The sequence below is a fragment of the Mesorhizobium sp. M7A.F.Ca.CA.002.05.1.1 genome (assembly GCF_003998335.1).
Lineage (GTDB): Bacteria > Pseudomonadota > Alphaproteobacteria > Rhizobiales > Rhizobiaceae > Mesorhizobium.
This window is the reverse complement of the sequence record NZ_RZQI01000329.1, coordinates 1-6,032: the sequence shown is the minus strand read 5'-3', so window position 1 is coordinate 6,032 and position 6,032 is coordinate 1. Positions and strand designations below refer to the sequence as shown.

The window sequence follows — 6,032 nt, the reverse complement described above, 5'->3', positions numbered from 1 at the left end:
GCGGCGGGCGCGGCTTAGGCTGGCGACCATCCCACCGGCGGCGTGGCCGGTTCCGCCGCTCCGCCCGGCGCATTTGCGGGCGGTGCCCCGCTGTCGCCCGGCTGGGTGCCGGCCGGGGCGTTTGCCGGCGGCGCACCCAACAAGCCTTGCGCGGCGGCGCCGCTCAGAGCCGCCAGCAGGCACACACCCGACAGCGCCAGGAACCGGCGATGGGCCATCGCTTCACTCCGGCGTCTGGCCGGCCATGCATTCCAGCGCGCTGAGCGTCCAGTCGCTGGTCTTGGAAGCGATGTCCGATATCTTCCACTTGCCGTCGATCTTCTTGAGCGACCAGAGCATTTCACGTTTGGAATCATCGCCCTCGGAGAACAGGCTGAAGGATGCCGTGACCTGTGCGTTATCGCCATCCAGCTTCTCAGACAGTTTCAGCGTTTTCGAGACGGTTTTCTGATCGAAATCCTGGGCGTCGAGACCAGGATCGAAATCGATGCAGGCGACCTGGTCCGGGTTCGTCTTCGTTGCCTGGTCGTTCAGCTCGAACAGTTTCGTCACCGGTTCGGTGAACCGATCCCGATATTGTTCGTCGGCCTCGAACTTGACCGCCGGGACATAGAAGAACTTCACCGCGTCGGAAGCCGGTCCGGCGACGGCGGCGCCCGGCAGGGCTATCGAAAGGGCGGCAACGAGCACTGTCAGTCTCATGCAGAATCTCCGGCTTTTGATGGCTTGAGCCTATCAATACCACGCATCCTGCATATCGGCTTTTTTGCGGCTCATGAAGTCCTGCCGCGCCTTGTTTCAGCCGTCCAGCCAGACGTTCTGAAGGTCCATCTCGAATGTCTGGTGGACACCATAGTTCTTCACCTTCTTGTTCTGGTGGCTGTAGAGCTTCTGCCAGAACGGCTGAATAATGACGCCCGAATCCTGCAGGATCTGCTCGACATCCTTCATGACCTCGCGTCGTTTCTCCACGTCGATGAGCGATAGCGCCTGCTTGAGCTTGGCGTCGAAATCGGGGTTGGAATATGCCGATTCATTCCAGGCCTCGCCGGTGCGATAGCCGAGCGCCAGCACCTGGACGCCAAGCGGGCGCATGTACCAGATCGTCATCGAATAGGGATATTTCGTCCAGTCGTTCCAGAAGGTCGAACCCGGCAGCACCGTGCGCTTCACCTTGATTCCGGCATCGCGCAGCTGGCCGGCAATGGCGTCGCCGGTATTCTTCTGCCAATCGTCCTCGATGGTGATCAGCTCATGCTCGAAGTCAGCCTGTCCGGCTTCCGCCATCAGCTTCTTGGCGCCGGCGGCGTCGCGTGTCTTCTTGGGCAGCGGATAGTATTCCGGATGGATCGGGGCAACGTGGTGGTTTTCGCCAGGGGTGCCTCGCCCGGCATAGCCGAGTTGGAGGACCGCATTGTTGTCGACGGCCATTTGCAGGGCGTTGCGCACCCGCTGGTCATCATAGGGCTTGTGGGTGATGTTGGTGCGGGCAACCAGCGTCGTCGCCGTCGCCACCTCCGATTTCACCAGATCCATCTTGTCGAGAATGTCGATGAAGTCGGCGGGCGACTCGAAATTGAGGTCGATCTCACCGGATTCGAACGCGTTCACGGTGGCGTTGAAATCGGTGCCGTAGTCGATGAACTCGACGCTGTCGAGCGGCGCTTCACCACCCCACCATTTGCCATTCTCGCGACGCTTGACGACCGCCTTCTGGCCGACATCGTAGGAGACCAGTTCGAACGGTCCCGTGCCGATCGGCTTCTTGATCGGATCGGCACCGTCGGCATCGAAGTTGCGATGCACGACGAGCGCCGGATAGTCGGTGAAATTCGGGATCAGTGAAATGTCTGGTTCGCTTAGCTTCAGCTTGACCGTGTTGTCGTCGACCTTGGTGATCGCGCCATCCCTGGCCTTGCCGGTCTTTGCGTCGATCAGCGCGCCGACACGGGCGGCCATGGAATTGCCGGCGACATTCTTCTCGCACCAGCGCGTCAGATTGTGAGCGACGTCATCGGCGTTGAAGGCATCGCCGTTGTTCCATGTGATGCCCTTGCGCACATGCAGCACGTATTCGGTGGCGTCGTCATTGATATCCCAGCTTTCGAGCAGGACCGGCTCGAAGGTGAACTGCCTGGTATAGCGGACAAGCGGCTCCAGCCAGCAGCGCGAAATGTTCGCCAGCTCAACCCAGTCGTAGGTGCGCGGATCCTTCTGCCCCTTCACCGACATCGAGACGCGCAGCGTTCCGCCTTTCTTCGGCTCTTCGGCCAAGGCCCGATCCGGCACGGCAAGGCCGATCATGGCGTAGGCAAGCGCCGTCGATGCGCCGAAGGCGCTTGCCAGCGCCAGGAACTCGCGCCGATCGACACGACCCGCGCGTGCTTCGACCGCCATTGCCTCGATAGCGCTCGGCACGCGATCGCCACTGCTTCTGAAGAATGCCATTTTTTCCTCCCGTCTGGTTCCCTTTGATCTTGGTTCTTCGCGTCAACTGACGCTGTCCGGCAGCCTCTCCTCGCGCCGCGCGATGAAATCCATCAGGCCATCGGCGATGCCTTCGTCGAGCTTCGGCTCCTCGTAATCCGCCAGCATGTTGCGCGCCTTCTCGCGGCCGCGCGTGTCGTGGTCCTTCGCCCCTTCTGCCTTCCACTGTTCGTACGAATTGAAGTCCATGATCGAGGGTATGAAGAAGGCCGACTCGAAATGTTCGAGCGTGTGTTTGCTGCCGAGGAAATGGCCCTGCGGCCCGACTTCGCGGACCGCTGCCATCGCTTCCTTGAAATCGTCGAACGGAAGGCCGCCTGCATATTTGTACCAGCCAACCAGCTGTTCGCAGTCCGTAGCGAACTTCGAATAGCCGCAGCTCAGGCCGGCCTCCAGCCACCCGGCGGAGTGCCAGATGTAGTTGGCGCCGGCGAGGATGGCGGCATGCATCAGCATGTTGGCCTCGTAGCCCGCCTGGGCGTCGTTGAGCTTCGATCCGACATGGAAGCCTGAGGTGCGCCACGGCAGTTTGTATTTCCGCGCCAGCGCGCCCATCAGGTACATCATCTGGGCCGCCTCCGGCGTGCCGCCCATCGGAGCGCCGGTCTTCATGTCCACGGTGACCATGAACTGTCCGTAGATCTGTGGCGACCCTGGGCGCAGCAGTTGCGTGAAGGCGACGCCCGCCAGCGCTTCCGCATTGACCTGCGCGACTGCCCCGACGGCCGACGCCGAAGTCGAGGCGCCGCACAGTGCGAAGGGTGCGAGGATCAGCGGCTGGTTGCTTCGGGCATAGACCTTCATCGCGTCCAGCATGGTGGCGTCCCACACCAGCGGCGAATTGCAGTTGGTGATCGACACCAGGACCGGATTGTCGCGGACGTAATCCTCGCCGAACACGATGCCTGCCATCGCCATCGTGTCTTCCGCCCGCTCCTTGGACGTGACGATGCCCATGAACGGCTTGTCGGAATGCTTAAGCGCGGAATGGATGATGTGGAGGTGACGCTTCGGTACCGCGATTTCCATCGGCTCGCAAATGACCGAACTCGATGAATGCAGCGCCGGCGCCATGTAGGCGAGCTTGTGGAAATTGTTGAGGTCCGCGAGCGTGCCGTAGCGCCTGTTGTTGTCGAGGTCACGCACATAGGGCGCGCCATACATCGGCACGAAGATGGTATTGTTGCCGCCCACCCGCACCGTACGCTGCGGATTCCTCGCATTGAGCGTGAACTCCGGCGGGACCTTCGATACCAGTTCCATCAGCAGGGCCCGGTCGATCCGCACACGAGTTTCCGAGACATCCGCGCCCGCCGCCTTCCACAGTGCGATAGCCTCGTCGTCGCGGAATTCGCATCCCACCTCTTCGAGGATCAAGAGCGACTCCTCGTGGATCAGCTCGACCGCCTCATCGGGGACCATCTGGTAGACGGGGATCTGGCGGACCAGGGTCGGAAACGACGTTACCGGAGCTCCGCGCAGGGCCTTGCGTCCCAGGCGGCCGCCACTGCGGCGGTTGGCATGTTCGGTCACTTCAGGGGCTGGTGCGTTCATGGCAACTCCATTCCACTCATGAAGGAGCCTAACGCGACAAAATGGTGATGTGACGCTGGAAAATCCTGATCTCTTGTATAAGCTCAGCTTATGCGAAGCCTGCGCCACCTCCTGCCCTCGGCCGGCAGCCTGATCGTCTTCGAGGCGGCCGGGCGGCTGTCGAGCTTCACCGCCGCCGGGCGCGAGCTCGGCATGACGCAGGCCGCCGTCTCCTATGCCGTGCGCGGGCTGGAAGAACGGCTTGGCGCCAAGCTGTTCCAGCGCCGCCACCGCCAGGTTCTCCTGACCGAGGCCGGCGAGCGCTTCCATGCCGATGTCTCGCTCGGCCTTTCGCATATTCGCAAATCGGCGGAGGATCTGCGCCTGCAGGCAACCGGCGGTCATGTCACGCTGGCTGCCTCGACCGCGTTCGGCTCGTTCTGGATGATGCCGCGCCTGCAGCAGTTCCGCGACGAACTGCCGGGCATCGACCTGCGTATCCAGACCGCCGACCGCGACCTCGACATCATCGCGGAAGGCATTCCGCTCGGCGTGCGCGGCGGCGCGCCGCTGGACTGGCCGGACTATCACTCGTTGCCGCTGGCCGACGAGGAGATATTTCCCGTCGCCGGCACCAGTTATGCGGCAAAGTTCGGCCTGCCCCAATCCGCTGCCGAACTGGCCACGCACCGCCTCATCCATCTGGAGGAGCCGTATCGCGAGGCGGCCAGCTGGGACGAATGGTTCCAGTCGGCGGGCGCCAATCTCAGCGATACCGCGCGCGGCCTGCGCATCAACGACTACGGCCTGGTGATCCAGGGCGTCATGGAAGGCCAGGGCATCGCGCTCGGCTGGCGGCACCTCGCCGAGCGGCTGCTGGCGTCGGGCTTGCTGGTGCCGGTGACGGATCATGTGCTGAAGACCGGCAAGGCGTTCTATGTCGTCTGGCCGAAGAACCGGGAACTCAGCGACAACGCCCGCAAGGTGCGAGACTGGCTGGCGGAGCAAGCGTGAGGGGCAGCGCCTCCCAGTCCCTTGGAAGTCGGCGGGACAGCACCTCCCTGCGGCCTGCCAGAGGGAGGTGCTGTCTCGCCAGCCTATCCACTGTTCCGCAACACCGAATCCTTCCGCATCCGTCTCGAATCCGCCTATAGTGCTGCCATGCCCATCCGCCAGCTTTCCGAAACGATGATCAACCAGATCGCCGCCGGCGAAGTCATCGAGCGTCCGGCGAGCGTCGTCAAGGAACTGGTTGAGAATGCGCTCGATGCCGGCGCTTCGCGCGTCGAGATCGTCACAGCCGGCGGCGGGCTGAACCTGATCCGCGTCACCGATGACGGCTCCGGCATTCCCGAACGGGAGCTGGCGCTGGCGATCGCACGTCATTGCACCTCCAAGCTCACCGAGGATATCAACGACATCCGCTCGCTGGGCTTCCGCGGCGAAGCGCTGCCGTCGATCGGCTCGGTGTCGCGACTGTCGATCCGCTCGCGCACGGCAGCAAGTGACAGCGCCGCCGAGATCGGCATCGAGGGTGGCCGCGTTCTGCCTGTCAGGCCGGCGGCGGCCAATCGCGGCACCACGATCGAGGTGCGCGACCTGTTCTTCGCAACGCCGGCCCGGTTAAAGTTCATGAAGGGCGAACGCGCCGAAAGCTCGGCCACCAGCGATGTGGTCAAGCGCATCGCCATCGCCTTCCCCGCCGTGCGCTTCACGCTGGCCGGCTCGGACCGCTCGACGCTGGAATTGCCGGCGGCGGATGACAGCGCGGAAGGCAGCCTGCGCCGTGTCGCCCAGGTGATGGGCACCGACTTTCCCGACAATTCGATTGCCGTCGATGCGATGCGCGAAGGCGTGCATCTGACCGGCCACGTGTCGATCCCGTCCTTCACCCGCGCCAACGCGCTGCAGCAATATGCGTATGTGAACGGCCGCCCGGTGCGCGACAAGCTGATCGCCGGCGCCATACGCGGTGCCTATGCCGACGTCCTGCCGCGTGACCGCCATGCGGT

Annotated in this window: 5 protein-coding genes; 2 read left to right on the top strand and 3 right to left on the bottom strand. The window is 63.3% G+C overall.

Translation table 11 applies throughout. The annotated features are described in order from the left end of the window. Positions 1-222: 222 nt before the first annotated feature. The 3 genes from EN939_RS17635 to EN939_RS17625 form a co-directional block, all read right to left on the bottom strand. Positions 223-702, bottom strand: a complete 480-nt coding sequence (locus EN939_RS17635) for a DUF3828 domain-containing protein (RefSeq protein ID WP_127269038.1) — start codon at positions 700-702, stop codon at positions 223-225. Between the two features lie 96 nt (positions 703-798). Further along, positions 799-2,448 (bottom strand): ABC transporter substrate-binding protein, encoded by a 1,650-nt coding sequence (locus EN939_RS17630; protein ID WP_127269037.1) that lies wholly within the window; start codon positions 2,446-2,448, stop codon positions 799-801. Positions 2,449-2,490: 42 nt separating this feature from the next. Then, positions 2,491-4,041, bottom strand: coding sequence for a trimethylamine methyltransferase family protein (locus EN939_RS17625; protein WP_127269036.1), 1,551 nt, complete (start codon positions 4,039-4,041; stop codon positions 2,491-2,493). Between the two features lie 90 nt (positions 4,042-4,131). Between EN939_RS17625 and EN939_RS17620 the strand changes: the two genes are divergently transcribed. Next, positions 4,132-5,034, top strand: coding sequence for a LysR substrate-binding domain-containing protein (locus EN939_RS17620; RefSeq protein ID WP_127269035.1), 903 nt, complete (start codon positions 4,132-4,134; stop codon positions 5,032-5,034). A gap of 147 nt (positions 5,035-5,181) precedes the next feature. Further along, positions 5,182-6,032 (top strand): DNA mismatch repair endonuclease MutL (gene mutL, locus EN939_RS17615; RefSeq protein ID WP_127269034.1); only part of this gene is annotated, 851 nt, incomplete at its 3' end.